Source organism: Paenibacillus sp. V4I5 (genome assembly GCF_030817255.1).
In the GTDB taxonomy this organism is placed as follows: Bacteria; Bacillota; Bacilli; order Paenibacillales; family NBRC-103111; genus Paenibacillus_E.
Map to the genome: position 1 here is coordinate 4,968,432 of NZ_JAUSZB010000002.1, position 21,945 is coordinate 4,990,376.

The 21,945-nt window shown below is 47.7% G+C and carries 20 protein-coding genes; 12 read left to right on the plus strand and 8 right to left on the minus strand.

Annotated features, from left to right (window positions below; genetic code table 11):
- Positions 1-89: 89 nt before the first annotated feature.
- Positions 90-872 (plus strand): AraC family transcriptional regulator, encoded by a 783-nt coding sequence (locus tag QFZ78_RS24720; protein WP_307551452.1) that lies wholly within the window; start codon positions 90-92, stop codon positions 870-872.
- A 25-nt stretch (positions 873-897) separates the two neighbouring features.
- Here the strand turns inward: QFZ78_RS24720 and QFZ78_RS24725 are convergent, their stop codons facing one another.
- On the minus strand, positions 898-1,629 hold the full coding sequence (locus QFZ78_RS24725; protein WP_307551454.1) for a DUF3105 domain-containing protein: 732 nt from the start codon (positions 1,627-1,629) through the stop codon (positions 898-900).
- A gap of 572 nt (positions 1,630-2,201) precedes the next feature.
- Here QFZ78_RS24725 and QFZ78_RS24730 point away from each other — a divergent pair.
- Genes QFZ78_RS24730 through QFZ78_RS24740 form a run of 3 tightly spaced genes read left to right on the plus strand, consistent with a single transcriptional unit; the run spans position 2,202 to position 5,087 of the window.
- Positions 2,202-2,798, plus strand: a complete 597-nt coding sequence (locus QFZ78_RS24730) for an ECF transporter S component (protein WP_307551456.1) — start codon at positions 2,202-2,204, stop codon at positions 2,796-2,798.
- Between the two features lie 4 nt (positions 2,799-2,802).
- The gene (locus QFZ78_RS24735) at positions 2,803-4,302 is read left to right on the plus strand and encodes an ABC transporter ATP-binding protein (protein ID WP_307551458.1); all 1,500 of its coding nucleotides are present in this window, start codon (positions 2,803-2,805) and stop codon (positions 4,300-4,302) included.
- Positions 4,293-5,087, plus strand: coding sequence for an energy-coupling factor transporter transmembrane component T family protein (locus tag QFZ78_RS24740; RefSeq protein WP_307551460.1), 795 nt, complete (start codon positions 4,293-4,295; stop codon positions 5,085-5,087). Before QFZ78_RS24735 ends, QFZ78_RS24740 begins: the two co-directional genes overlap by 10 nt.
- 59 nt (positions 5,088-5,146) lie before the next feature.
- On the opposite strand, the gene QFZ78_RS24745 is transcribed toward QFZ78_RS24740, so the two are convergent.
- Positions 5,147-5,542 (minus strand): YuzC family spore coat inner layer protein, encoded by a 396-nt coding sequence (locus QFZ78_RS24745; RefSeq protein WP_307551462.1) that lies wholly within the window; start codon positions 5,540-5,542, stop codon positions 5,147-5,149.
- Between the two features lie 97 nt (positions 5,543-5,639).
- Positions 5,640-6,326: an ArsR/SmtB family transcription factor gene (locus QFZ78_RS24750; protein WP_307551464.1), complete on the minus strand. Its 687-nt coding sequence runs from the start codon at positions 6,324-6,326 to the stop codon at positions 5,640-5,642.
- Positions 6,327-6,496: 170 nt separating this feature from the next.
- On the opposite strand from QFZ78_RS24750, the gene QFZ78_RS24755 reads away from it, so the two are divergent.
- The 7 genes from QFZ78_RS24755 (at position 6,497) to ptsP (ending at position 13,298) form a co-directional block, all read left to right on the plus strand.
- On the plus strand, positions 6,497-7,381 hold the full coding sequence (locus QFZ78_RS24755; protein ID WP_307551466.1) for a DMT family transporter: 885 nt from the start codon (positions 6,497-6,499) through the stop codon (positions 7,379-7,381).
- 209 nt (positions 7,382-7,590) lie between these two features.
- Entirely contained in the window at positions 7,591-8,376 is a 786-nt protein-coding gene (locus QFZ78_RS24760; protein WP_307551468.1) for a DeoR/GlpR family DNA-binding transcription regulator, read from the plus strand.
- Positions 8,373-9,329 (plus strand): 1-phosphofructokinase, encoded by a 957-nt coding sequence (gene pfkB / locus QFZ78_RS24765; protein ID WP_307551469.1) that lies wholly within the window; start codon positions 8,373-8,375, stop codon positions 9,327-9,329. Before QFZ78_RS24760 ends, pfkB begins: the two co-directional genes overlap by 4 nt.
- A gap of 14 nt (positions 9,330-9,343) precedes the next feature.
- Complete coding sequence (locus QFZ78_RS24770) at positions 9,344-10,717, plus strand: PTS fructose transporter subunit IIC (protein ID WP_307551471.1); 1,374 nt, start codon at positions 9,344-9,346, stop codon at positions 10,715-10,717.
- Positions 10,718-10,789: 72 nt separating this feature from the next.
- Positions 10,790-11,242: a PTS sugar transporter subunit IIA gene (locus tag QFZ78_RS24775; protein ID WP_307551473.1), complete on the plus strand. Its 453-nt coding sequence runs from the start codon at positions 10,790-10,792 to the stop codon at positions 11,240-11,242.
- Between the two features lie 16 nt (positions 11,243-11,258).
- Complete coding sequence (locus tag QFZ78_RS24780) at positions 11,259-11,537, plus strand: HPr family phosphocarrier protein (protein WP_307551475.1); 279 nt, start codon at positions 11,259-11,261, stop codon at positions 11,535-11,537.
- Positions 11,538-11,576: 39 nt separating this feature from the next.
- Positions 11,577-13,298: a phosphoenolpyruvate--protein phosphotransferase gene (gene ptsP, locus QFZ78_RS24785; protein ID WP_307555878.1), complete on the plus strand. Its 1,722-nt coding sequence runs from the start codon at positions 11,577-11,579 to the stop codon at positions 13,296-13,298.
- Between the two features lie 50 nt (positions 13,299-13,348).
- Here the strand turns inward: ptsP and QFZ78_RS24790 are convergent, their stop codons facing one another.
- On the minus strand, positions 13,349-14,947 hold the full coding sequence (locus QFZ78_RS24790) for an S-layer homology domain-containing protein (protein WP_307551476.1): 1,599 nt from the start codon (positions 14,945-14,947) through the stop codon (positions 13,349-13,351).
- Between the two features lie 839 nt (positions 14,948-15,786).
- Here QFZ78_RS24790 and QFZ78_RS24795 point away from each other — a divergent pair.
- Positions 15,787-16,362: a nitroreductase family protein gene (locus QFZ78_RS24795; RefSeq protein WP_307551478.1), complete on the plus strand. Its 576-nt coding sequence runs from the start codon at positions 15,787-15,789 to the stop codon at positions 16,360-16,362.
- A gap of 140 nt (positions 16,363-16,502) precedes the next feature.
- Here QFZ78_RS24795 and QFZ78_RS24800 read toward each other — a convergent pair whose 3' ends face one another.
- The 4 genes from QFZ78_RS24800 to QFZ78_RS24815 all read right to left on the minus strand — a co-directional run bounded on the left by QFZ78_RS24800 (position 16,503) and on the right by QFZ78_RS24815 (position 21,823).
- Positions 16,503-17,417: a pseudouridine-5'-phosphate glycosidase gene (locus QFZ78_RS24800; protein WP_307551480.1), complete on the minus strand. Its 915-nt coding sequence runs from the start codon at positions 17,415-17,417 to the stop codon at positions 16,503-16,505.
- An 8-nt stretch (positions 17,418-17,425) separates the two neighbouring features.
- Positions 17,426-18,529, minus strand: a complete 1,104-nt coding sequence (locus tag QFZ78_RS24805; protein ID WP_307551481.1) for a carbohydrate kinase — start codon at positions 18,527-18,529, stop codon at positions 17,426-17,428.
- A gap of 160 nt (positions 18,530-18,689) precedes the next feature.
- Positions 18,690-19,076: a hypothetical protein gene (locus QFZ78_RS24810; RefSeq protein ID WP_307551483.1), complete on the minus strand. Its 387-nt coding sequence runs from the start codon at positions 19,074-19,076 to the stop codon at positions 18,690-18,692.
- Between the two features lie 143 nt (positions 19,077-19,219).
- Entirely contained in the window at positions 19,220-21,823 is a 2,604-nt protein-coding gene (locus QFZ78_RS24815; protein WP_307551485.1) for an Ig-like domain-containing protein, read from the minus strand.
- Positions 21,824-21,945: the final 122 nt, after the last annotated feature.

Consider the following 21,945-nt stretch of genomic DNA (forward strand, 5'->3'; position numbering starts at 1 on the left):
AATTTTGGCTTCATTATATGCCTAAATGAGCCGAAGTTCTATGAACTATAGTATGATATATGTACTATAGTATGCAGAGGGGTGCCGTTATGCAGGTGATAACCTTTACTTATGATAAGAGCAGCAATTGGTACAAGGAAGAGTTAGACGGGTGCCCCAATTGGACGCTTGTTCTCGTTACCTATGGCCGATGTGTGTATTGGATCAATGAAAAGAAGCAGGTAGCTGAGAAAGGGCAATGGCTGCTCATTCCGAGCAAAACTCCCTTTTATGGAAGAAGTGTACCGACCCAGATCCATGAAAAGTACGTGGTTCAATTCACCGCTGATGCAGCAGTTGAGCTGTTCCCACTCCTCCAGCTGCCGCATTATACTAGCCGATTAACGGGTAAATACGAGTTGATTGTCGATCGTTTGCGGCTTATCCATCAGCAGTGGCAAGACCAACAATCCTATTACCTAACGCTGTGTGAAGCGCTGCTCAAAGAGCTGTTTGTCTATCTCCATAGAGAGTGGGACCAAGATACGACAACGACCGCTACTGCGCAGCTAGTGGAGCAGATGAAAAGCTACATTCAAAACCATTACCGTGAACACGTTACCAAAGACGAGCTTGCCGCTTGTATAAGCCGATCTCCGAACTACACTGCGGTACTTTTTCGCAAAGTAACAGGTCAAACGATCAGCGAGTTCGTCCATGCTACAAGGATCAAAACGGCGATCTACATGCTTAGACATTCTGCGCTGTCAGTGACCGAGATCTCCGAGTTCATCGGGTACAATGATCCATCTTATTTTTACCGTGTATTCAGGCGTCTAACCGGCTTAGTACCAACGGATTTAGTATCCGACCGTGAAACGATTCGAAAGTAGTACAAGTAAAACCTATCAAACTCAATTACATGGTACCGCCGCCGCGACGTATTTCGGAAGGAATTTGTTCAGGTCCTTTATCAATGTTCTGGTAGATGAACGTTCCCACACTTGCTTCGTCAAACTTCGTAAGCTGCATCGTTTTCGTCCATGCGGTTACGACGACCTCCTGATCACTAGGTACATCTGGATTCGGTACAGCTAGTACACCAGCACCGGCTTTCTTGAAATGCGCCAAGTAGTCGAGTCGATCTAGCAGTTCTTTAGGAGCATCAGGGCGGTAGTGAATAATGATATCGCCGTGCTCTAAATTATGAACAAGCATTTCATAGGAGGGTCTGTCCTTATAAAAGCCGAACTTTAAGTCATGTGGACTATGTGTACCAGAGGTCGGGATTTTCATCTCATAGGATAGTGTGCCCTCAGCATGCCCTCGTCCATAATCTTTATCTGTCACGACCTGGATAGGAGCATTAAAATTCAGTTTTTCTACACTGTATTTGCTGGAATTTTGCTGAATAAGCGAGGTTCCCACACAGCATATCGCGATAATAACAAGGGTGTGAGAGAGAAGCAGCCAGGTCTTTTGCTTTTTTTTCAGAGCCTGTTTCTCTACTTTTTTCAATCGACTTGTGTTTTGTTTGTGCGCTTTCGCGGCCAACACATAGCCAATAATCGACAAAACAAAAATGGCCAAGCCTATGTAAAGCAAAATAGCCATAAAATCAGGTCCGTGCTGCATAGTTGAATGATCCATTATAAATGTCTCCTTTAGAATAAATTTTAAGTATGAACACTACGTATTGTAGTTTCATTATTAGCTAGAAGTCAATTTCTTCGTGAAGATTATCTCTTTATCATTCCAAATAGAGGGTTATTCATCCCTTTACTTGAATGATGTAATAAAATGTCATTTGATGTAGAAAAAAAGGAGAGAAGTTCCAGTGTCAGAACAACGATTGGAATTGCACAGAAGAAATGGATTAATGGTGAGATATCGTAGACAGCATTCGCCAACTGAACGAATTGACGCATGATTTGCAGCATTTGATTGAAAAGTAGAGCGAATGCCCCAAAAAAAGGATTGCTAAAAAGTTGGCAATCCGCTACAGTTAAGCCAAATGAATAGCAACACGGGTGCTTGATGAAGTCAGGCTGAGATAGTGGCCCCATGCCACTGACCGTTAATCTGATCTGGGTAATGCCAGCGTAGAGAATGAAGTGCCTTTTTGCACTAATTTTATGCCTGCCGCTACCCGGTGGGCTTTTTTTTCGTGTTTGCCTATCTCATTTTACACATTTATATATGTAAAGGAGTCGAACAAACAGATGGCACAAAAAGAAACAGCAGCAAAGGGTTTGAAATTGACCGATATTTTGATCACCATTGTGATCGCAGCGGTGTTTGGTGTAATTTATCGCGTATGGGGGCCGATGTACGATGTTTTGAAACCATTCGGTCTTCACGCGGAGCAATTGAGCTATGGCATGTGGTTTATGGCAGCGACCTTCGCGTTTCTGGTTATTCGCAAACCCGGCGTTGCCTTATTGGCTGAAGTAGCGGCTGCCACGATTGAGGCGCTTTTTGGTGGCTCTTGGGGTGTATCAACGCTAGTATATGGGTTGCTGCAGGGGCTTGGTGCTGAACTCGTTTTTGCCCTTTTCCTTTACCGTCGTGCAAATGTTGGCGTGACCATCCTAGCCTCATTCGCATCCGCAGGGTTATCGTTGGTTGTGGATAATTACTATGGCTATATTGATCAACTCACGTTCTGGAACTACTGTTTGTTTATTGGACTTCGTCTACTGGGCAGCGCTTTGATCGCGGGCGTATTCGCTTACTATTTAGCGGGTGCATTGGCTCGTACCGGTGTGCTAAGTCTTGTTCGTCCTGTTTCGAAGAAAGATTACGACGTATTGGGGTAACGTGATGAGCGAAGGAATGAGCGTTACGAATTTAAGGTTAAAATATCCTGGAGAAGACGCCCCCCTGTTATTTCAGGGGGTTTCCTTTTCGATTGAGCTTGGAGAGAAGGTACTGCTTCTAGGGCCGAGCGGCTGCGGTAAATCAACCCTGCTTCAAGTGCTAAGCGGTATTGTGCCTGATATTGTAGAGATTCCGCTCAAAGCAGATGACATTCAAACTCCAAGCAGCTCTGGCTATGTCTTTCAAGATCCGGAGACGCAGTTCTGCATGCCTTATGTGGATGAGGAAATTGCTTTCGTCTTGGAAAATTTACAAGTCCCTCGTGAGGAGATGCCTGCTCGTATCGCGTATTATCTGGAGTTGGTGGGACTTCAACTTAGAGATACCCATACCCTGATTGGGAATCTGTCGCAAGGGATGAAACAGCGGCTGGCTATTGCGAGTGTGCTCGCACTAGAGCCGGAAGTGCTGTTCCTTGACGAGCCTACGGCGCTTCTGGATGAAGAAGGTACTGAGCAGGTATGGGAAACGATTCGAAGGATTAGTGCTGAGAAAACACTGGTTATCGTGGAGCATAAAATAAGCGGCATCCTAGGATTCATCGACCGCTTGATCGTCATGTCACCAGATGGAGGACTGCTTGCGGATGGCTCGCCTCAAGAGGTATTCGAAGCTTACAAACAGCAAATGATCGACTATGGGATCTGGTACCCTGGTGTTTGGGACGATAATGGGATGGAGCTAACGTCTGGGAACAAAACTGAGGACAAAAAGGCCTCCGTCATTCAGACTGCGGTGCCGGTCATGACCCTTCGCGATTTTGTAGGGTTACGCGGAGGGCAGATCAAGACCTCTGTGGATAACTTGAGCGTCTATCCGGGCGACTGGATTACCGTTGTCGGTGCCAACGGCGCTGGCAAAAGTTCGCTGCTGCTAGCGATCATGCGGCTCATTCCGACCCACGGCAGCTGCTGGATCGAGGGGGTTAAGGGCAGCAAAGTCGAGCAGCTTGCGGAGCAAGTCGGCTTTGTGTTCCAGAACCCCGAATTCCAATTCGTCACGAATTCGGTGGAGGAAGAGCTTGCCTACTCCTTGCCGGAGGCGGAGCAGGGGCAGGAGGTGCAGTGGGCGGCTATAGAACTGCTGCTTAGGGAATACGACCTGCTCGCGCTGCGCAAGAGGCATCCCTTTCAGTTGTCGATGGGCCAGAAGCGACGCTTAAGCGTGGCATCCGCGATGGTGCGCGGCCCCCGCATTCTGCTGCTGGATGAGCCCACCTTCGGGCTCGATGCGCGCGGTACGCTGCATATCTTGCAGCAGCTGGAGCGGCTGCGAGCGAGCGGAACTGTGATCGTGATGGTTACGCACGATCCGGAGATTGTGAAACGCTGCGCCACTCGCGTTTGGCAGGTTGAAGCAGGATATGTGGAGGAATGGCCAGCTGGGAAGCTGCCGGCCTCCGCCGCACATGCTCCGGAAGGAGCTCCGCTGCTATGCAAATAACATTCACGTATCGTGAAACCTGGCTGCACCGGGTGAATCCGGGTGTGAAGCTTATCCTGTCCATCCTTCTGTTTATTGTTGTCGTGTTCACGCATAATCTGAATGCCATGATGTATTTGACCTTGGGCGCACTGGTGCCGCTATTCTTGTTCTCAGGCCATCCAATGAAGCGCCTGCTGTTGTATGCTTCACCGTTCCTGCTTATCTTCCTATCCTCTTCCACGGGGATGATGATGTTCGGCAGCGGAGAAACGCTGTGGTACCAGCTGGGCTTCATCCGAATCACCGAAGAAAGCTTCTATCGCGGCATCCATCTGGGCTTTCGAGGCCTTCAGGTTGCCGCGGTCGGGCTGCTGTTCAGCTTGACCACACGGCCGGTTGCGCTGTTCTATGCCATGATGCAGCAGTGGAGAGTCGCGCCGAAATACGCCTACAGCTTCCTCGCTGCGATGCGCATGCTGCCGCTCATGCTCGAAGAGTTCCAAACTCTTCGCTATGCGCTGAAGGTGCGGGGGAAGAAGAAGCGTAATCCCATCACCGGTTGGTATACGACGCTGCGGATGTATGCCATTCCGCTGCTTGCTCAGAGTATTCGCCGCGCTCACCGGACGGCTGTGGCAATGGAAGCGAAACGTTTTTCAGCGCAAAAAAAACGAACTTATTATTACGTATCTTCCTATTCGATGTTAGATGTTTACTATATCTTTTATTGGACTATGCTAGTCATTCTAGCTGGTTGGCTGGGGAAGGTATGGCCATTCTTAAATGCAGCGGACGTCCGATAAGAACTATGCAGAGCAATCCAAGCCAACGAATAAGTTGGTTTAGATTGCTCTTAGTTTTGTCATTCGCCCCATTTAAGCGACAATACAATTTCACAGCACGGTTTCTCCGTGACACGAGGATCGATGGTGAAACGAACAGAGCTAGGTGAATAACTGGTCAAGATGATGGACTCAGTGCCGAAAGTGTGGACGATCCGATCCACTTCTTTCTGATTGCCGCTCTGGGCATTGGTCATCAATTGGCGGGCTATAGTTGGGTCAGCTAGCTTTTGGAGTAAGAGAGAGGCGTCTCTAAGAAGTTTTTGAGAGGATGCAAGCGAATGTGAGAGTATTTTCGTATCGACAGGAGGAAAATCACGATGCCAAGCCCAGTAAACAGGATAGTAAGCAGCAGGAATAGGGTAACGATCATAGGGTGAATAGGGAGATGTGTAATAGGTAGGAGGATAATTCATGGATGATCTCCTTAGAGTTTTTTGCCAGAAATAGGCTACACCAATATATGTGGCTGGTGGTTGGTGTGGTTCCTGAAATTTATGTATTCGTCAGGAGTCACAGCACAACACCGAATTCATCGCGAAGTCCTAACAGACCTTCAGGGGTGATGCGCACAGCCCGACTATCGGGCAGCCGTTCAATCCAGTGAAGTTCGAACAGCCGGCGTGTGAGCGCAGCGCCAAGCGTACCCGAGATATGATGGCGGCGCTCGCTCCAGTCGAGGCATTGCCGCGCATAATGGCGCCTGCGTTTGCGGTCTTCCTCGACCTCGACGCCGAATCGCTCCAGCCGCTGCTTACCCGCTGGGCTGAGGATGAAATCCTTGCCTGCCTCCTGCAGCAGGCCTAACTCAAGAAGCCGGTCCGTTAGGGCTACGCCAATCTGGCCGGCTATGTGATCATAGCAGGTGCGCGCATATCGAAGCGCCCTTAGTTGATCCGATTCGCGGAGTGAGCGAATCGGCTTCGGGGAGGCGATCGTTTGCAGCGCCTCCAGGGCGTAGGCCACCTCGGCGCTTGCCAGCCGGTAGTACTTGTGCCGTCCATACGACTCATGGACGAGCAGACCGCCTTCCACCATCTTCGATAGGTGGGAACTTGCTGTCTGAGGCGTAATGCGCGCGAATCGCGCGAGTTCGCTTGCGGGCAGCGACTTGCCGCCGAGAAGATTCAGCAGAATCGTGATACGTGATGGTTCGCCTATCAGTGAAGCCACTTCCACAATATTTGGATTTGTACACATCCATATCAGCCTCCGCTTCATACAATCATACTTCGATACAGAACGAAATCATTTCAGTTTATAATCGATATATACAACGATTAGTATTACAGTCATACTTCGATAATAAACGAAATTTGAGTGCGAAGACAACAGATCCTGAACGTATATGTGGCCAATGGGAGGGTAATATGAATCGCTATTTATTTGGATTAATAGTTGTTGTCACAACATCACTGATGGGATCTTCCTTTGCAATCGGTAAAATGGGTTTGACGTATTTCTCACCTCTTCTGTTGGTTGGCTGTCGCTTTACGCTTGCGGGACTAATTATGGCTCTGTTTGTGAGAAAAAGGCCGCGTCCAGGTGATCTTCGAGACTGGGGCAAAATCATGAGCGTGGGGCTGTTTCAAACAGCTGGCGTCATGGGCTGCATTTTTCTAAGCTTACGCACGATTACCGCTGGGGAGTCATCGATTTTGACTTTCACCAATCCACTGCTCGTCATCGTGCTGGGAACGCTGTTTCTAGGCGCAAAATACCGAATTTCCCAATGGATTGGAGTCATGATCGGCTGTGCTGGCGTGTTTATCACGCTAGGTGTTCACATGCAGTTGCAAACGGGTACGCTGCTTGGGATGGGATCTGCGGTTTCGTGGGCTATCTCCACACTGCTCGTTAAGAAATGGGGAGCCAGTTTCGATGTGTGGGTCCTTACCGCTTACCAAATGCTGTTCGGCGGTCTCCTTCTCCTTGTTATGAGTCTGACCATGGAAACTCCGAAGCTAATCCTAGGAGTATCTGCCGTGTTGATTCTATTATGGCTTGCAATCATGGCCTCTATCGTGCAATTCGCTTCATGGTTCTTCTTATTGAAACAAGGGGATCCTGGTAAAACGAGCGCCTTCTTATTCCTCGCCCCGTTCTTCGGGGTTGTATCAGGATGGCTGCTGCTTGGAGAAGTCATAGAATGGTTCGTGTATGTAGGGGGATCACTCATCCTGATCGGTATTTTTTTCGTGAATTGGACGTTTTCAGCCCGAACTCGGAGAAAAGCGAAAGTGACCTCATCATAAAAGCTTCTAAAGCCCACCCCTTAGAGGGTGGGTTTTTCATGCTCGACAGCTTATTATGTTGTGATCAAATATGACTAGTATGAAAGATATTACCTCTGGAAAGCGCTTTACAAATAAATATCGATCACATATAATCATAAATGAGATCAAACGATCAAACGCATGACCGTATATGCGCAAATCTATGAAGTGGAATAGGGGGGGTCGTGATGCTGTTTGAGGAAGAACGTCAGCAGAAGATCGCCGATTATGTTCAAGTAAAAGAGCGTGCGTCCGTTCAAGAGCTGGCTCAGCATTATCAGGTGTCTGAATCAACGGTCCGCAGAGATCTGAAGATCCTTGAGGAAGAAGGCAAGCTTCGCCGTACGCATGGAGGAGCTGTAGCTTTTGTCAGTGACAATTCAGAGCCTACGTTTGTGGAAAAAGAAGATCGCTATCGTTTACAAAAGGAGCTGATAGCCAAAGAAGCCGCTTCTATGGTTCGAGAAGGCGATTCCATCATACTCGATTCGGGAACTACAACTTATTATTTGGCTAAGGAATTGAAAACATTCAAAAAGCTTACAGTAGTAACCAATTCCGTTGCGGTAGCTCAAGAATTATCTGCCAACACAGGAATCGATTTGATTCTTACGGGCGGCACCTTACGTCATGAAACGTTGGCGATGGTAGGTCCGTTAGCTGAGAAAGCGCTGGAATCCGTACATGTCGATAAAGCCTTCGTGGCTATCAATGGTCTAGACCCTGTCATTGGATTGACAACGCCGAATATGTTGGAGGCTTCGACCAAACGGGCTTTTTTCCGTTCAACCAAGCAAGTGATTTTACTCATGGACCACAGCAAATACGGTAGAGTATCTTTTGCTAAGGTTGCGGCATTGTCCGAGATTGACCAACTGTTGACGGATGACGGTATATCGGACAACGCGCTGAAAGAGCTTGATACGGCTGGGGTTACCGTTACCGTCGTACAGACGGGTGGGAGGAAGTCATGAAGCCTGTCTTGACGATTACATTGAATCCAGCCTTGGACAAGACAGTAACGGTGGAAGATTTTGTTCTTGGCGGATTGAACAGAATTAAAGAATGGCGAATGGATGCTGGAGGAAAGGGTATCAATGTTGCCAAAGTACTGAAGAATTTTTCCCTTGAGGTGGCGGCTTGGGGCTTGTGTGCAGGGCGCCAGGGGAATGTGCTAACGGATACACTTTCGAGTCTAGGTATTCCGAATTGGTTTGTTCAAGCGAAGGGTGAAACGAGAACGAACCTGAAGTTGTATGTGGAACAAACCAGGGAAACAACGGAGTTGAATGAGCCAGGATTCACTGTAGATGATGACGTTTTAAGTCAATTTCTTGATCATTTCAGAACCGAGGTTCGTCATGTTTCGTTGGTTGCCCTGGGGGGGAGCTTGCCAAAGGGAATACCGAGTGATTTCTATAAGACACTTATTCAGATTGCGAATGAGGCAGGTGTTCGGACCGTATTGGATGCCGATGGCGAGCCTTTCGTCCATGGTATTGAGGCTGTTCCCTACGCGATCAAGCCGAATATTCATGAGCTGGAGTCGTTCTTCGGAGAGTCCTTCCGGACGGATGAAGAGATTATCGATGCGGCAAGAAGATTAATCGTTAAAGGAATTGCTTACGTGGCCGTTTCTTTAGGTGGAGAGGGATCGATTCTTGTAACGGAGACGGAGGCGATTCGCGCTAAGCCTGCTCCAATTACTCCGCTAAGTACAGTGGGGGCAGGGGACTCTATGGTAGCCGCGCTCATTTATTGCATGCTGCATGGCATGTCGCTGGAAGAAGCCGCGAGGTGGAGCTCAACGGCAGGAACTGTTACGGCTTTGAAACCAGGAACACAGGTTTGTACACTTGCTGAAGTGGAACAAAAACTAGGCAGTGTGAACATATGGTCTATACCAAAAACAATAAATTCGAATTGAAGGCGGGGGCGTCTATGAAAAAGATTCTTGCTGTTACTGCTTGTCCAACCGGTGTTGCACATACGTACATGGCTGCTGAATCCTTAGCAAAAGCTGCTAGAGAAAAGGGTATTACAATTAAAGTAGAAACCAGAGGAGCTGTCGGCGTAGAGAATGAGTTTACCGAGCAGGAGATTGCCGAAGCTCATGCCATTATTGTAGCTGCGGATACGGATGTGTTAGAATCCCGTTTTGTTGGTAAGCCGATTGTTAAAGTCCCTGTGGCGCAGGCAATCAAAAATCCAGCAGGCCTTCTCGATGAAGCGTTGAACAAAGAAGCGGCTTCTGCGGATGATTATCTAAAGCAAGTAGAGCAGTCGAAATCTCAGCGAAGCGCTTCACGAACAGGCGCCTACAAGCATTTGATGACTGGTGTTTCAAACATGCTTCCTTTGGTTGTTGCTGGCGGATTGCTCATTGCACTCTCTTTCATTTTCGGAATTGAGGCATTTAAAGAACAGGGTACATTTGCCGCAGCTTTAATGGACATTGGCGGCGGAGCAGCTTTTGCGCTAATGGTACCGATCTTGGCGGGATTCATCGCCTTCTCCATTGCGGAAAAGCCGGGCTTGGCGCCAGGTCTTGTTGGTGGGATGCTCGCATCAAAAATGGGAGCAGGTTTCCTTGGCGGAATCATTGCCGGATTTCTCGCGGGTTATGTCGCGAAGCTGTTGAAAGATTATATCAAGATGCCTAAGAATTTTGAAGGCTTGAAACCTATTCTAATCATTCCTTTATTGGCTACTGGAATTACTGGACTTTTAATGATATATGTCATTGGCGAACCCGTAAAAGCAATTATGGATGGTTTGACGGTATGGCTCAAATCGCTCGGATCCACGAATGCCGTATTGCTAGGTCTTCTGCTGGGAGCGATGATGGCCTTCGATATGGGCGGCCCTGTGAATAAAGCGGCATATACGTTCGCGGTGGGTTTGTTGGCCAGCAGTGTATACGGTCCGATGGCAGCAGTGATGGCTGCTGGTATGACACCTCCGCTTGGTTTGTGGTTGGCAACAATACTGGCTCCGAAGAAATTTACGAAGGAAGAGCGAGATGCTGGTAAAGCGGCTTCTGTTCTGGGAATTTCATTTATCACGGAAGGTGCCATTCCGTTTGCCGCAGGCGATCCGTTCCGCGTGATCCCTTCGATCATGGTTGGCTCTGCTTTAACAGGCGCTTTATCCATGCTGTTCGGCGCTACGTTGCGCGCTCCTCATGGAGGGATCTTCGTCCTGCCGATCCCGAATGCCGTCGGCCAACTGGCTATGTATGCTCTAGCTATCGTAGCAGGAACGCTTGTTACAGCCATCATGCTGAATATATTGAAGAAGCCTGTAAGAGACTAAAATTTTACACCAATTAACCGAGCGCAGGGGGATTGAACATCTTGTCCCCTGTATATTTAGGAGGATACCCATATGAATATTCAAGAATTGCTGAATGAGCAAAGCATTTTAATTCCATTGGAAGCAACAAGCAAAGAAGAATGTATGAAATCCATGATCGACGGACTTGCAGCCGCTGGCTGTATTACGGATAAAGCTGCATACCTGGAGGCGGTTTTGAAGCGGGAAGAGACCGGTTCGACGGGTATAGGCTTTGGGGTCGCTATTCCTCACGGGAAGTCGAACGGAGTCAGCAAGCCGGGTGTTGCTTTTGCCAAGTTGACTGGGCCTCTTGATTGGAAATCGCTGGATGACCAGCCTGTTAAGATCGTCTTCATGATCGCTGTGCCGGAGGCGGCCGCAGGCAATGAGCATCTCCAAATTCTGATCGCGCTCTCCCGTAAGCTGATTAACGAGGAGTTCCGTGAAAGCTTGTTGAAAGTGACTGAAGCGCAGCAATTAATAACGATTTTAGAAACCATTTAAGAGGAGAACAAAAAACATGATTACGAAAGAACTTACAATCCGGAACGATTCCGGCTTTCATATTCGTCCTGCCCAACTGTTTACGGAAAAAGCGGGATCTTTTCAATCAACTGTAAAGCTTGAATATAAGAGTGAACCTGATATCACAATCATAGACGGGAAAAGTATTCTAGGTCTTATGACGCTTGGGTTGGAGAAGGGTTCGGTCATTACCCTGACAACAGAAGGACCGGATGAACAAGCGGCATTGGATGCTTTGGCTGAATTGGTGGAAAGCGGCTTTGGAGAAGCATAAGAGCTGCCTATTGCAGCTTGAGGGATAGGAGGAACTATGATGACGGAGAGAGTACTGCAAGGGCTTGGGGTTTCCGCCGGCATTCGCACAGGCAGAGCATTCGTGTACGCCCCAGTGCGACTAACGGATGTAGAGAAAAAGAAAACCCAAGATGTCGATGCCGAGGTTGAACGGCTTCGGGAAGCCAAATCTGCTTGCCAGGCTGAACTGCAAGTTCTGATTGAGAAGGCGCAGCGTACGCTTGGGGAAGAAAAGGCTGTGATTCTGAAAGGGCAGATCAGCTTTCTGCAAGATCCAACCTTTTATCCACCCATGGAGAAATTAATCGTGGGCGAGCAGAGGACAGCGGAAAGCGCGATTCATCAAGTGGTCACGCAGATTGCTGCTTTGTTCGAAAGTATGAAGAATGAATATATGCGGGAACGCGCGGCAGATGTCCGCGATGTAGGAAACAGGATGTTCGCTCAGCTATGTGAACGCAAAGGAACACAACTGTCCGATATCGGGGAGCCTGTTATTCTCGTAGCTGATGATCTGACACCTTCCGATACAGTTCAATTGGACAAAAATTTGGTACTCGGCTTTGTCACTCGTATAGGTGGAAAGACTTCCCACACCGCTATTTTGGCCAATTCATTAGGAATCGCAGCGATCCTAGGATTAGGGGATGGGATTGATCAGATTCAGCATGGAGATGAGCTTCTTATTGATGGCTCGACCGGAAACTGTATCTTAAACCCATCGGCCCCAACCAAAGAATCCTACCACGTTCTCATGCAGCGTGATGAAGCCGAGAAGGCTGAGCTGCTGGCGTATGTGGAACGAAATGCTGTCACAAAGGACGGCTTCCGTGTCGAATTGGCTGCAAACATCGGTACAGTGGAAGAATCGGCAAGCCTGCTGAGCCAAGGGGCTGAAGCGGTAGGACTGTATCGTACAGAGTTTTTATTTATGGGACAATCTCAAATGCCAGACGAGGAAACCCAATATAAGGCTTACCGGGCCGTGACAGAAGCAATGAAAGGACGTCCTGTAGTTATTCGTACACTCGATATTGGCGGCGATAAGGAGCTTCCTTATCTGGATTTGCCGAAGGAGATGAATCCCTTTCTTGGCTACCGAGCCATTCGACTTTGTCTGGACCGTAAGGAGCTGCTTATTACCCAGCTTCGTGCGGTTTTGCGAGCAGGAGTTCACGGTGATGTGAAAATCATGTTTCCGATGATTTCGGGCATGGAAGAATGGCGTCAGGCGAAAGAAATCTATAAGCAGGCTCGCGAACAGCTCAGCCAAGAAGGAATCCCTTATGCGGATTCAATAGAATTGGGGATTATGATTGAAATTCCGTCAGCGGCCTTGCTTGCTTCCAGATTTGCTAAAGAAGTGGACTTCTTCAGTATCGGGACGAACGATCTTGTGCAGTACACGGTTGCTGTCGATCGTATGAATGAGAAGGTAGCTTATTTATACGATTATTTCCACCCCGCCGTCATTCGACTGATCAAGATGGTCATCGATGCTTCTGACGATGTAGGCAAATGGACCGGCATGTGCGGCAGTATGGCCGGTGACCCGATTGCTGCACCGCTTTTGCTCGGCTTAGGTCTGCATGAATGGAGCATGGCGGCTTCATCGCTTTCCAAGGTGAAGAAAGTGATTACGGATTTGAACCGCAGCGATTGCGAGGCGTTAGTTGAAAGGATTTTGGAGATGGACACGGCGGCCGAGGTTAGAGAAGCATTGCTGGCGTTTAAGCCATAATTTAAAAAGACCGTCAGGGTGCTGTCCCTGACGGTCTTTCTTTGGTTCTACTATCGATTAAGCGTCACGAAGCTTGTTGCTTTTTCACCTGTTGAAGTTACTGCTGTTAATTCGAAAGAAGTCACATTACCAGTCACAGTAACTTTTCCGGCCGCGTCAACTGCTACGGTACCTGCAGCATCCCCCTTAATATCATTCGTGATGAAAAGGGTGCCTAGTGCGAAATTGTAGCCTTTAATGTCCGCACTTTTGTACTTAATGCCGTAGTTATCTGTGATGGAAAGATCCATTTCCGTAAAAGCATCGAAGGAGTAGACGCCACCTGTTACCGTCTTCTCGATGGAAGTTTGTCCTGCTTTTATTTCCTTGGCAGTGATCGCGTCGCTTTTAACCGTGACAGTAACGTGTAATTGCTTTGCGTCGCCATTTCCAATTTGAACAAGGACACTGATGTCTGCAGTTCCCGGCTTGTTGCCAAGAACGTATGCATGATGGTCTGAGGTAAGAGCAACTTTAGCAATGCTAGAATCAGAGGAATGAACGGATTGAACAACCCCAGGGATAGCAATGGGATCTCCACTTGCCGATGTCACCTTAATTTCAATTTCTTTAGCTAATTTACTTTGTGTTGGGTCTTCAGCTTTTGCTTTGTCAACGAGACCGTTTGATCCTGTTGCTGCATCTGTTAGACCGCTATCGAGCACACTTGCTAATGTGTAGGTGCCGACAATCGAAACGTTCCCTGTGCTAGGAGCTGTAACGCTAAAGCTCCCGGTTGCAGTTTGAACAGTAGAAGCATCGAGTCCACCGAGCGTAACCGTGTAATCGCCTGCTGCGAGCGCAATAGTAGTCGTTAATGTTACTGATTGACCATCACTAGCCCATTCAGTTGTCGTAGGTACGACAGTTGACCCATTTTTCAAAGTGAGTGTTGCTTTGCTGGCATCCACTTTTTTATTGAAAGTAACTTGAACCTTCTTATTGTCGGAAGAAGAGGCTTGCGTTTTTGTAATCGATATGCGTGTTTGGTTCGCGAAAGCTTGCTGAGCTGTGTAGGAGCTTAAAACAAGGTCAGCGCGATTAGCAGACTGGTCGCCAGATTTATTAGTAGGGTGAATACCAAGCTCGGTTGCTTGTTTCACAGCATCTGCGTACCAAGGTGAGCCTGTCATGGAAATCTTTTTGCCTAAACCTTTAAGCAGTACGGTATCCAGCTGAGCTGTCGTTACAGAATCGCCGGGAACGAAAGTAGTATCTGTAACACCGTCTATGAGGCCTGCTTTTTTGGCTGCTTCAATATAAGGGATGGCCCAGCCATTTGCTGCATCATTGGCATTAACATCTGAGAAACTGGACACCTTAACAGTAGGATCAACGGTGATGTTATAAATCAATGTAGCTACTTTAGCAAATTGAGCACGGGTCATATTTTGCGTAATGCCAAATGTGCTGTCCGAGACACCTTCAAAAATACCAGCTGCAATCATCGCATCAATCTTAGCTTTAAGCGCGGCATCACTACCGGCCAAATCTGTAAAATCAGCACTTGTTTTGGCTGCAGCGGAAGCAGTGTGAGAAAGTGTAGCCGAAGTAAATAAGGAGAAAGCCATTGCGGCCGTCGCGATCATCGTGAGTTTAGTGGATTTCATAGTACCTCCAAGGGTTAATTATAATTTGAAACTAGCAATCTATCGTGCTTGTTATGTTGCTATAACTATACCTTGCATGATGGAGTACGTCATTGTCAAATTCTTGGCAGTCTCGGTGGGAGAGTGCTAAGTGTAATGAGAATGATAATTAAACTCATTCACTAACTTTTATTTATTCGCTTTACAATTGTAAGTGTAATGGATATAATTACCTCAGCACCACAAACAAGTGAGGAGGCTGAGAACATGGGTAAATGCGCATGTGGTAACACACAAAACACGGAAGGTAACTGCGATGGTTCACACGCTAAAAAAGATAAATAAGTCTTATAAATATAGGTGGAAAAGGACTTCCTCGAATGTTAATTCGATGAAGTCCTTTTTTTCGTGCAGCCTAGTGAGAGTTTGATTGAAATTAAAGCTAAGAAGTGTGGCATGCTGGAAGATCCTTGGTTCGATGCAGTGTCCAATGAAAACAATCTCATGATCCAGTGACTATTTTTCCTGGTGGTTTTGTTTGTTTTCTGCTTTTAGGAGAGAGGGGAAGAGGGAATTAGGAAGGCAAGTTGTACAGCGTACAACAATTTCCTGAATTTCTTCTGGGAAAGCTCAGGTTGTTGTATATTGTACAACAATTTAGCCGTATTAGAGGCTTTAGAGCTACTGTTGGCTGATTGTTGTATTTTTTTCAACAATCGCGTGGAAAGCAAGGATTAGCTTGCAAAGTGTTGTACAAAGTACAACATCAGTATGAATAAGCTAGCGAATGTAGGTTTGCAGAGGGAGCTTGGGTCGTGTAACAATAGAGAGAATAAGCAAAAGGGAGAGGAATGGGATTCATGGATATAAACGAAGCGATTCGCCATCGCCGCAGTATCGGGAAGGTTAAACAGGATCCTGTCGACAAATCACTTATCGAAGAAATCCTTGAAGCGGGTACTTGGGCGCCTAACCATTGTCATACAGAGCCATGGAGGTTCTGGGTCATGACCGGTGAAGGCAGAAGATTGTTGGGCCAAGGCTACGCCGAGGTTGCCGCTGCAGAAGCGGATCCGACGCTTTCTGAGGAGGAGTTATCCAAGCTGAAAAGCGCTCAGGAGAAGAAAGCGTTCCGCGCTCCTGTTGTTATTGCTGTGGCCGTAACACCTTCAGTGAAGGCTATAGTTCCGGAGATCGAGGAATATGCGGCCGCGCATGCCGCAGTGCAAAATATGCTGCTAACAGCTCACGCATTAGGCCTAGGAACGATATGGCGGACGGGTGCACCTACCTATCATCCGAAGATGCGGGAGGCGTTCAGCCTAGTGGGAAAAGAGGAGCTGGTTGGATTCATCTACATCGGCTACCCAGACATGGAACCACCGAAGGCAGCGCGGGTGCCGTTCGCTCAAAAGACAACATGGGTAAACGAGTAAGCGTAAAGATTTATCGAACCTAAATGAACCGTCAGGGGATAGGTGAAGTTCCCTGTCAAGTAGATGGCGACATTCAAAAAACGAGCCGCCAGAACTTCTGGGGCTCGTTTTTTTGAGAAGTCGAGGTCAGATGGACTCGACTACTTGTTCTTAAGGGCAACTGCAACCTGCGCGGCCGTTTGCGCGTTGTGGTAAACGAGCGCGATGTTCGTCTCCAAGCTGCGACCTTCGGTCAGCTGTTTGATGCGCGCTAGCAGGAAAGGCGTGACCTTCTTGCCGGTCACGTTTTGATCTTTGGCCTCAGCCAGCGCCTGCTGGATGACGCCTTCGATCGCGAGATGGTCCATCGCGGATTCCGCGGGGACCGGATTGGCGATGATGGCGCCACCGGCGAGGCCCAGCTCCCACTTGGTGCGCAGCATAGCCGCCACCTCGGCTGCCTCATCGAGACGGAAATCAACGCCGTAGCCGCTTTCGCGGGCGTAGAAGGACGGGAACTCGCTCGTTTTGAAACCAACCACGGGTACGCCGTGGGTTTCCAAATACTCGAGCGTACGGCCAATATCGAGGATCGACTTCACGCCTGCGCAGACGACGGCGACGTTCGTTTGTGCCAGCTCCGTTAAGTCGGCGGAGACGTCCATCGTTACTTCACCTTCGCGGTGAACACCACCGATACCGCCGGTAGCGAACACTTCGATGCCAGCAAGCGCCGCGCCGATCATCGTTGCCGCTACGGTCGTTGCGCCGATTTTGCCGGATGACAGGATGTAAGGGAAGTCACGACGGCTGACTTTTTCTACATTGGCCGTTGTCGCAAAAGCTTCTAACTCCTGCTCGTTTAAGCCGATTTTGATTTTGCCATCCATAATGCCAATCGTTGCTGGAACAGCGCCGTTGTCGCGGATGATTTGCTCAACCTTTTTAGCCATTTCAATGTTCTGCGGATAAGGCATCCCGTGGGAAATAATCGTTGTCTCCAAGGCTACGATTGGCTTATTGTTCGCCAGTGCATCTTTCACTTCGTCGGTAAATGTCAGGTAGGAAGTATTCATAATAGGGATCAGACTCCTTTAGTTATCGATTGTATGGTTTGTTGCAGTCGTTCTTCGGTTAGCTCACTAGCTACGGATTGATCGGTTTGAAGCGTAATCTGTGCCGCAGCGAGACCATAGGAGCAGGCGTCCATATAGGTATGTTGATGCATCACACCATAAGCGATTCCAGCGACGAGAGCATCGCCTGCTCCGGTTACTTCCACGACGTTGGTAGGAATAGGAGGGAAAAGCTGCTCGCCTTCTTCGCCAACATACATCACACCCGCGCTGCCGAGTGTAATGAATACGTGTTTCACGCCCCGTGCCTGAATAGCTCTAGCCAGCTTGTCGTAATCTTGATCTATTATTTCTATCGAGGCACCGGCAAGCTGACAGGCTTCCTCAAGGTTAGGGAAGATCGCTGTAACACCATGAAGCTCCTGCGGGAGCTTTTTCGCTTTTTCGGAAGAGACAGGATCTATGAATAGCGAGATGCCTTCGTCCTTACAGCGCTTAATTAATTCTTGGAGCGTACCTGCAGGCAAATTTGTATCGGCAATAACCAGCTGGGAAGCAGCAATATGGGACCATTTGTCCATCAAAAGCTGGGGGGTACATTTATCGTAAATTTCCATGTTGGCAAAAGCCAAAAACATCTCGCCCGTGGTATCGAGCACAGCCGTGTAGGTTCCCGTGCTCTCGCCCTGCAGGACAATCGTTTGGCTAACGTCGACACCGCGTTTTCGTGTTTCTTCAAGCACCCACTGGCCAGCCTTATCGTCACCGACAACCGTTAGGAGTGCTGTCCGGCAGGATAAACCAGCTAGTGTTTCTGCGATATTGCGCGCAACACCGCCGCAGGACTCGGTGACCGTGACCGGATTCGAGGAGCCCAGTCGAATGGTCTGCTTGCTGACCGCTTTGCTGTCGAGGTTCGCGCCGCCGATACACATGATTGTAAGTTCATCAGATGTGACATAGGCTCGGCCTCGGATCGTCCCTTTCTTGGTCAACGCAGCGATATAGCCGGCAACAGCAGAGCGTGAAATACCTATCATACTGGCTATTTCAATTTGGGAAATGAATGGATTTTGACGTATGAGTGCTAAAATTTGCTGTTCACGATCCATGAAAAGCTCCTTTCAAACGAAGAACTGCCTTTAGTTTAATGCAAACAAAAACAAATGTCTATGTAATAAACAAATGTCCGCAAACAATCTAACGGAACAGAAAAAAGCCTTCCCCTAAACCGGGAACAAGGCCTCTTTAACCAACCTTCAAATTTTCACATTAAGTCCGGGAACGTTTGCGGAGTCCGAGCAGTCCGAGTAAACCAAGCAGACCGAAGTAATTCCACCAGGGCGGAGCTTCGTCATTCGCTCCACTTGCTGCCTGGGCATGGACCGTTAAAGCCTTCATCGACGTTGGCGGTGTAAGTCCATATGCCGCTGCATGACTGTTCATGTTGTCCATTGTACGTAAATGAGCATCCGCGCCAGGCATGCCGAAAGGATTCGTTTCAAAGAAAGTTGGTGAGCCTTGTTTGGCTGCTTCCCAACTATCTGCTTGCGAAATCATTTGCTGGTCATGAGAATGCATACGATACTGATGAGCCCCAAGGAGGGCTGTGATTGACAAAAAAGAAACTATCCCCAACTTCATAAATCTAGAAACCATGATCCATACCTCCAAGATTTGTTGAATGGGTTCTGTAAGTGTAGGTATGGATATATTCCCCTATGTGCAAGAACTTATGCTGCTTTCTGTAAAATTGAAAAAAACCGCTGTCCCCCAAATTGGGAACAACGGTTTCATTGGTATTACTTCGTAACTGTCACTTGTACGGTCGTTCTCATGTTGGAATACGTGACCGTAATTCTAGCAGTCCCTTTACCTGTTGCTCGGATGATACCATCCTTCACATCAGCAATCATGATGTTTGATGATGTCCATAATGCAGGCTTGGTTACATCTTCTTCAGACCCGTCTGTGTAGGTTGCCAAAGCCTCAATCTTAGCCGTTTTGCCTTCTTGCAGCTCGATTTTGACGACGTCGGTTTTCAAATATTTCAACGAATCGATTTCCACGGGAATAGCGACCATTTTACCGCCGAAGGACCCGGTGATCGTTGTTTTACCTGAAGCAGTTGCTGTGAAAAGCCCATCCGTAACGGTTCCTAGCTTATAGGCCATGACTTTCCAAGTTGCTGTTTCCGTGACATCTTTGGTCGTGCCATCCGCTAAAGTAGCGGTTAATTTCACTTGAACTTGATCACCGCGTTTGGTGACGATGAAAGTTTTATCAGCGACTAGTGTCTGAATCACGCCGATTTCAACCGGAATGGATACACTTTTACCGCCATAAGTTGCCGTTATGGTTGCTTTACCTCGGGAAACCGGTGTTACAACACCCTTGGATACTAGCGCGATCGAGCTGCTGCTTGATTTCCACTCAGCCTCATTGGTGACAGTGCGAGCTGCGCCGCTAGCATCTGTTGCTGTCAGCACGATAGATCTTGTTTCATTCATGTCAAAAACTAGATTGGCGACATTCGCCGATAGATCACTGGCCATATCCACTGTGACCGAGATTGTAACTGTCTTGCTATCTAGTTGAGCAGTGAGGGTCGATTCTCCAGAAGCTATAGCTTTTACTTTACCTCCGTCAACCGTGGCAACTTTGAGATTACTGCTTGTCCAGATGACATCTGCGGCTGCATTGCTATTTTTTGTATCATCGGTATAAATAGCTTCTGCTGTCAAAGTAACAGAGTCGCCTTTTTTCATCACTAGCTTTTCTTGACTGACTGTCAAACTTTTCAGTACGCCAACCGATACTTGAATGCTGGTTGTGCGTGTACCATATTTCCCTGTAATCGTTGCTGTGCCGGTAGAGATCCCTGTGATTTCACCGTTGCGGACTTCGGCGATATCTTTGGAACTGGTCGTCCATTCTGCCAGGGATGTGACATCCAATTCTCTGTTGTCTTTGAAATAAGCGGTCAACGTGACTTTATCGGACCCGCCTTTTTGTAAATTAACAGCTTTTTTATTTGCTTTGATGGTCGTAGGGATATCGACTTCGACTTTGGTTGTCGTTGTTTTGCCGCCGTATTTAGCGGTTACCGTGGCTTCACCGGATTTATAAGCTTTAACTAAACCTTTACTGACAAATGCAACGGCGTCGTTATCCACGCTCCAAGTCGCGCTATCTGCGATGGTATTGTCGCTTGTACCATCGGCATAAGTAGCAGTCAGAGTAAGGGCGGGAAGCACTTGACCTACTTGCATAGAGAGTAGGTCGGTACTAACGACTAAACGACGAGGAACTTCAACGTCAACGTTAGCTGTAACTACTTTATCACCGTATTTGGCATAAATCGTCGCCTCACCAATGGATATGGCAGTTAGCTTACCTTTGGTGACTTGGACGATATCTTCATCACTCGAAGCCCATTCGGCGCGATCTGTAAAGTCAACCGGTGTAGCGTTGTCGATATAGGTAGCTTCTAATTTCAGATCTTTCATTGCATTTTTCTTCATTAAGACATTTGGTTGATCTAATGTGAGTTTCAAAGTACTGTCTACATCAACTTTAACCGTTGTCGACTTAGTACCGTATGTAGCAGTTAAATTAGCTGTACCTACACCGTAACCTTTAACTGATCCATTTATTACATCAGCAACGTTCGGTTTGTCAGTGGTCCATACTGCTTTAGCGGATACGTCAGCATTTGTACCATCTGGGTAGGTAGCGTTCAGTACGATTGGTTCCGTTCCATTAAGCAGTAAGGATATACTGGATTTCACAGCATCAATACGTCGTACAACTTCAACATCGACTGGCAATGTCAGGGATTGATTCATGTATTTGATCGTAATCGTTGCACTGCCGGGATTTTGTCCCTTCACTAAACCATTCGTTACCGTCACAATAGAGCTCGTATCGACGGTGTAATCAGCCTTGCTCGTTACATCTTCGGAAGTGCCGTCATCGTAAAAGGCTGTGATCTTAACTTCCTCAGTCGCATTAAGGCGAAGAGCCATGGACTGTTTATCTTTGGTTAATGATTTCACCTTTTTGCTAACATCGACGTTCACGATTACGGTCTTACCCATATACGTGGCAGTTATCACGGCCTTGCCTTCTTTTTTGGCTGTTACCACACCCGCATAGACGGAGGCAACATCGGTAGAACCTGAATTCCAATCGGTTTTGACGGTCGCATTCTCGGTAGAGCCGCTTACGAAAATGGCGGTTGCCGTCAGATTGGCTGTATCTCCGACTTGCAAGGCAAGCTCGTTTTTATTTAGGACGAGTTTAGAAATCTCATCAGCTGCAAAAGCGGTTCCTGTTACTAAGGATTGCGTAGCTAGAATAAAGATAAATACCATGGATAACCACTTACTGTGTCTAGACTTCATTTCTCTCGTTCCCTCCATTGTTGTTCCTCTACGATTTAAAAATGTAAATTATGGAACGCTACTATTATCGGAAGCTAGGGGTTTAAAATGAATAGATGTCACAATAAATACCCAAATACATC

What these genes read in the sequence shown, in the direction of transcription:
- QFZ78_RS24720 (WP_307551452.1), top strand. Translation starts at nt 90, where the DNA reads ATGCAGGTGATAACCTTTACTTATGATAAGAGCAGCAATTGGTACAAG.
- QFZ78_RS24725 (WP_307551454.1), bottom strand. Translation starts at nt 1,629, where the DNA reads ATGGATCATTCAACTATGCAGCACGGACCTGATTTTATGGCTATTTTG.
- QFZ78_RS24730 (WP_307551456.1), top strand. Translation starts at nt 2,202, where the DNA reads ATGGCACAAAAAGAAACAGCAGCAAAGGGTTTGAAATTGACCGATATT.
- QFZ78_RS24735 (WP_307551458.1), top strand. Translation starts at nt 2,803, where the DNA reads ATGAGCGAAGGAATGAGCGTTACGAATTTAAGGTTAAAATATCCTGGA.
- QFZ78_RS24740 (WP_307551460.1), top strand. Translation starts at nt 4,293, where the DNA reads ATGCAAATAACATTCACGTATCGTGAAACCTGGCTGCACCGGGTGAAT.
- QFZ78_RS24745 (WP_307551462.1), bottom strand. Translation starts at nt 5,542, where the DNA reads ATGAATTATCCTCCTACCTATTACACATCTCCCTATTCACCCTATGAT.
- QFZ78_RS24750 (WP_307551464.1), bottom strand. Translation starts at nt 6,326, where the DNA reads ATGTGTACAAATCCAAATATTGTGGAAGTGGCTTCACTGATAGGCGAA.
- QFZ78_RS24755 (WP_307551466.1), top strand. Translation starts at nt 6,497, where the DNA reads ATGAATCGCTATTTATTTGGATTAATAGTTGTTGTCACAACATCACTG.
- QFZ78_RS24760 (WP_307551468.1), top strand. Translation starts at nt 7,591, where the DNA reads ATGCTGTTTGAGGAAGAACGTCAGCAGAAGATCGCCGATTATGTTCAA.
- pfkB (WP_307551469.1), top strand. Translation starts at nt 8,373, where the DNA reads ATGAAGCCTGTCTTGACGATTACATTGAATCCAGCCTTGGACAAGACA.
- QFZ78_RS24770 (WP_307551471.1), top strand. Translation starts at nt 9,344, where the DNA reads ATGAAAAAGATTCTTGCTGTTACTGCTTGTCCAACCGGTGTTGCACAT.
- QFZ78_RS24775 (WP_307551473.1), top strand. Translation starts at nt 10,790, where the DNA reads ATGAATATTCAAGAATTGCTGAATGAGCAAAGCATTTTAATTCCATTG.
- QFZ78_RS24780 (WP_307551475.1), top strand. Translation starts at nt 11,259, where the DNA reads ATGATTACGAAAGAACTTACAATCCGGAACGATTCCGGCTTTCATATT.
- ptsP (WP_307555878.1), top strand. Translation starts at nt 11,577, where the DNA reads ATGACGGAGAGAGTACTGCAAGGGCTTGGGGTTTCCGCCGGCATTCGC.
- QFZ78_RS24790 (WP_307551476.1), bottom strand. Translation starts at nt 14,947, where the DNA reads ATGAAATCCACTAAACTCACGATGATCGCGACGGCCGCAATGGCTTTC.
- QFZ78_RS24795 (WP_307551478.1), top strand. Translation starts at nt 15,787, where the DNA reads ATGGATATAAACGAAGCGATTCGCCATCGCCGCAGTATCGGGAAGGTT.
- QFZ78_RS24800 (WP_307551480.1), bottom strand. Translation starts at nt 17,417, where the DNA reads ATGAATACTTCCTACCTGACATTTACCGACGAAGTGAAAGATGCACTG.
- QFZ78_RS24805 (WP_307551481.1), bottom strand. Translation starts at nt 18,529, where the DNA reads ATGGATCGTGAACAGCAAATTTTAGCACTCATACGTCAAAATCCATTC.
- QFZ78_RS24810 (WP_307551483.1), bottom strand. Translation starts at nt 19,076, where the DNA reads ATGGTTTCTAGATTTATGAAGTTGGGGATAGTTTCTTTTTTGTCAATC.
- QFZ78_RS24815 (WP_307551485.1), bottom strand. Translation starts at nt 21,823, where the DNA reads ATGAAGTCTAGACACAGTAAGTGGTTATCCATGGTATTTATCTTTATT.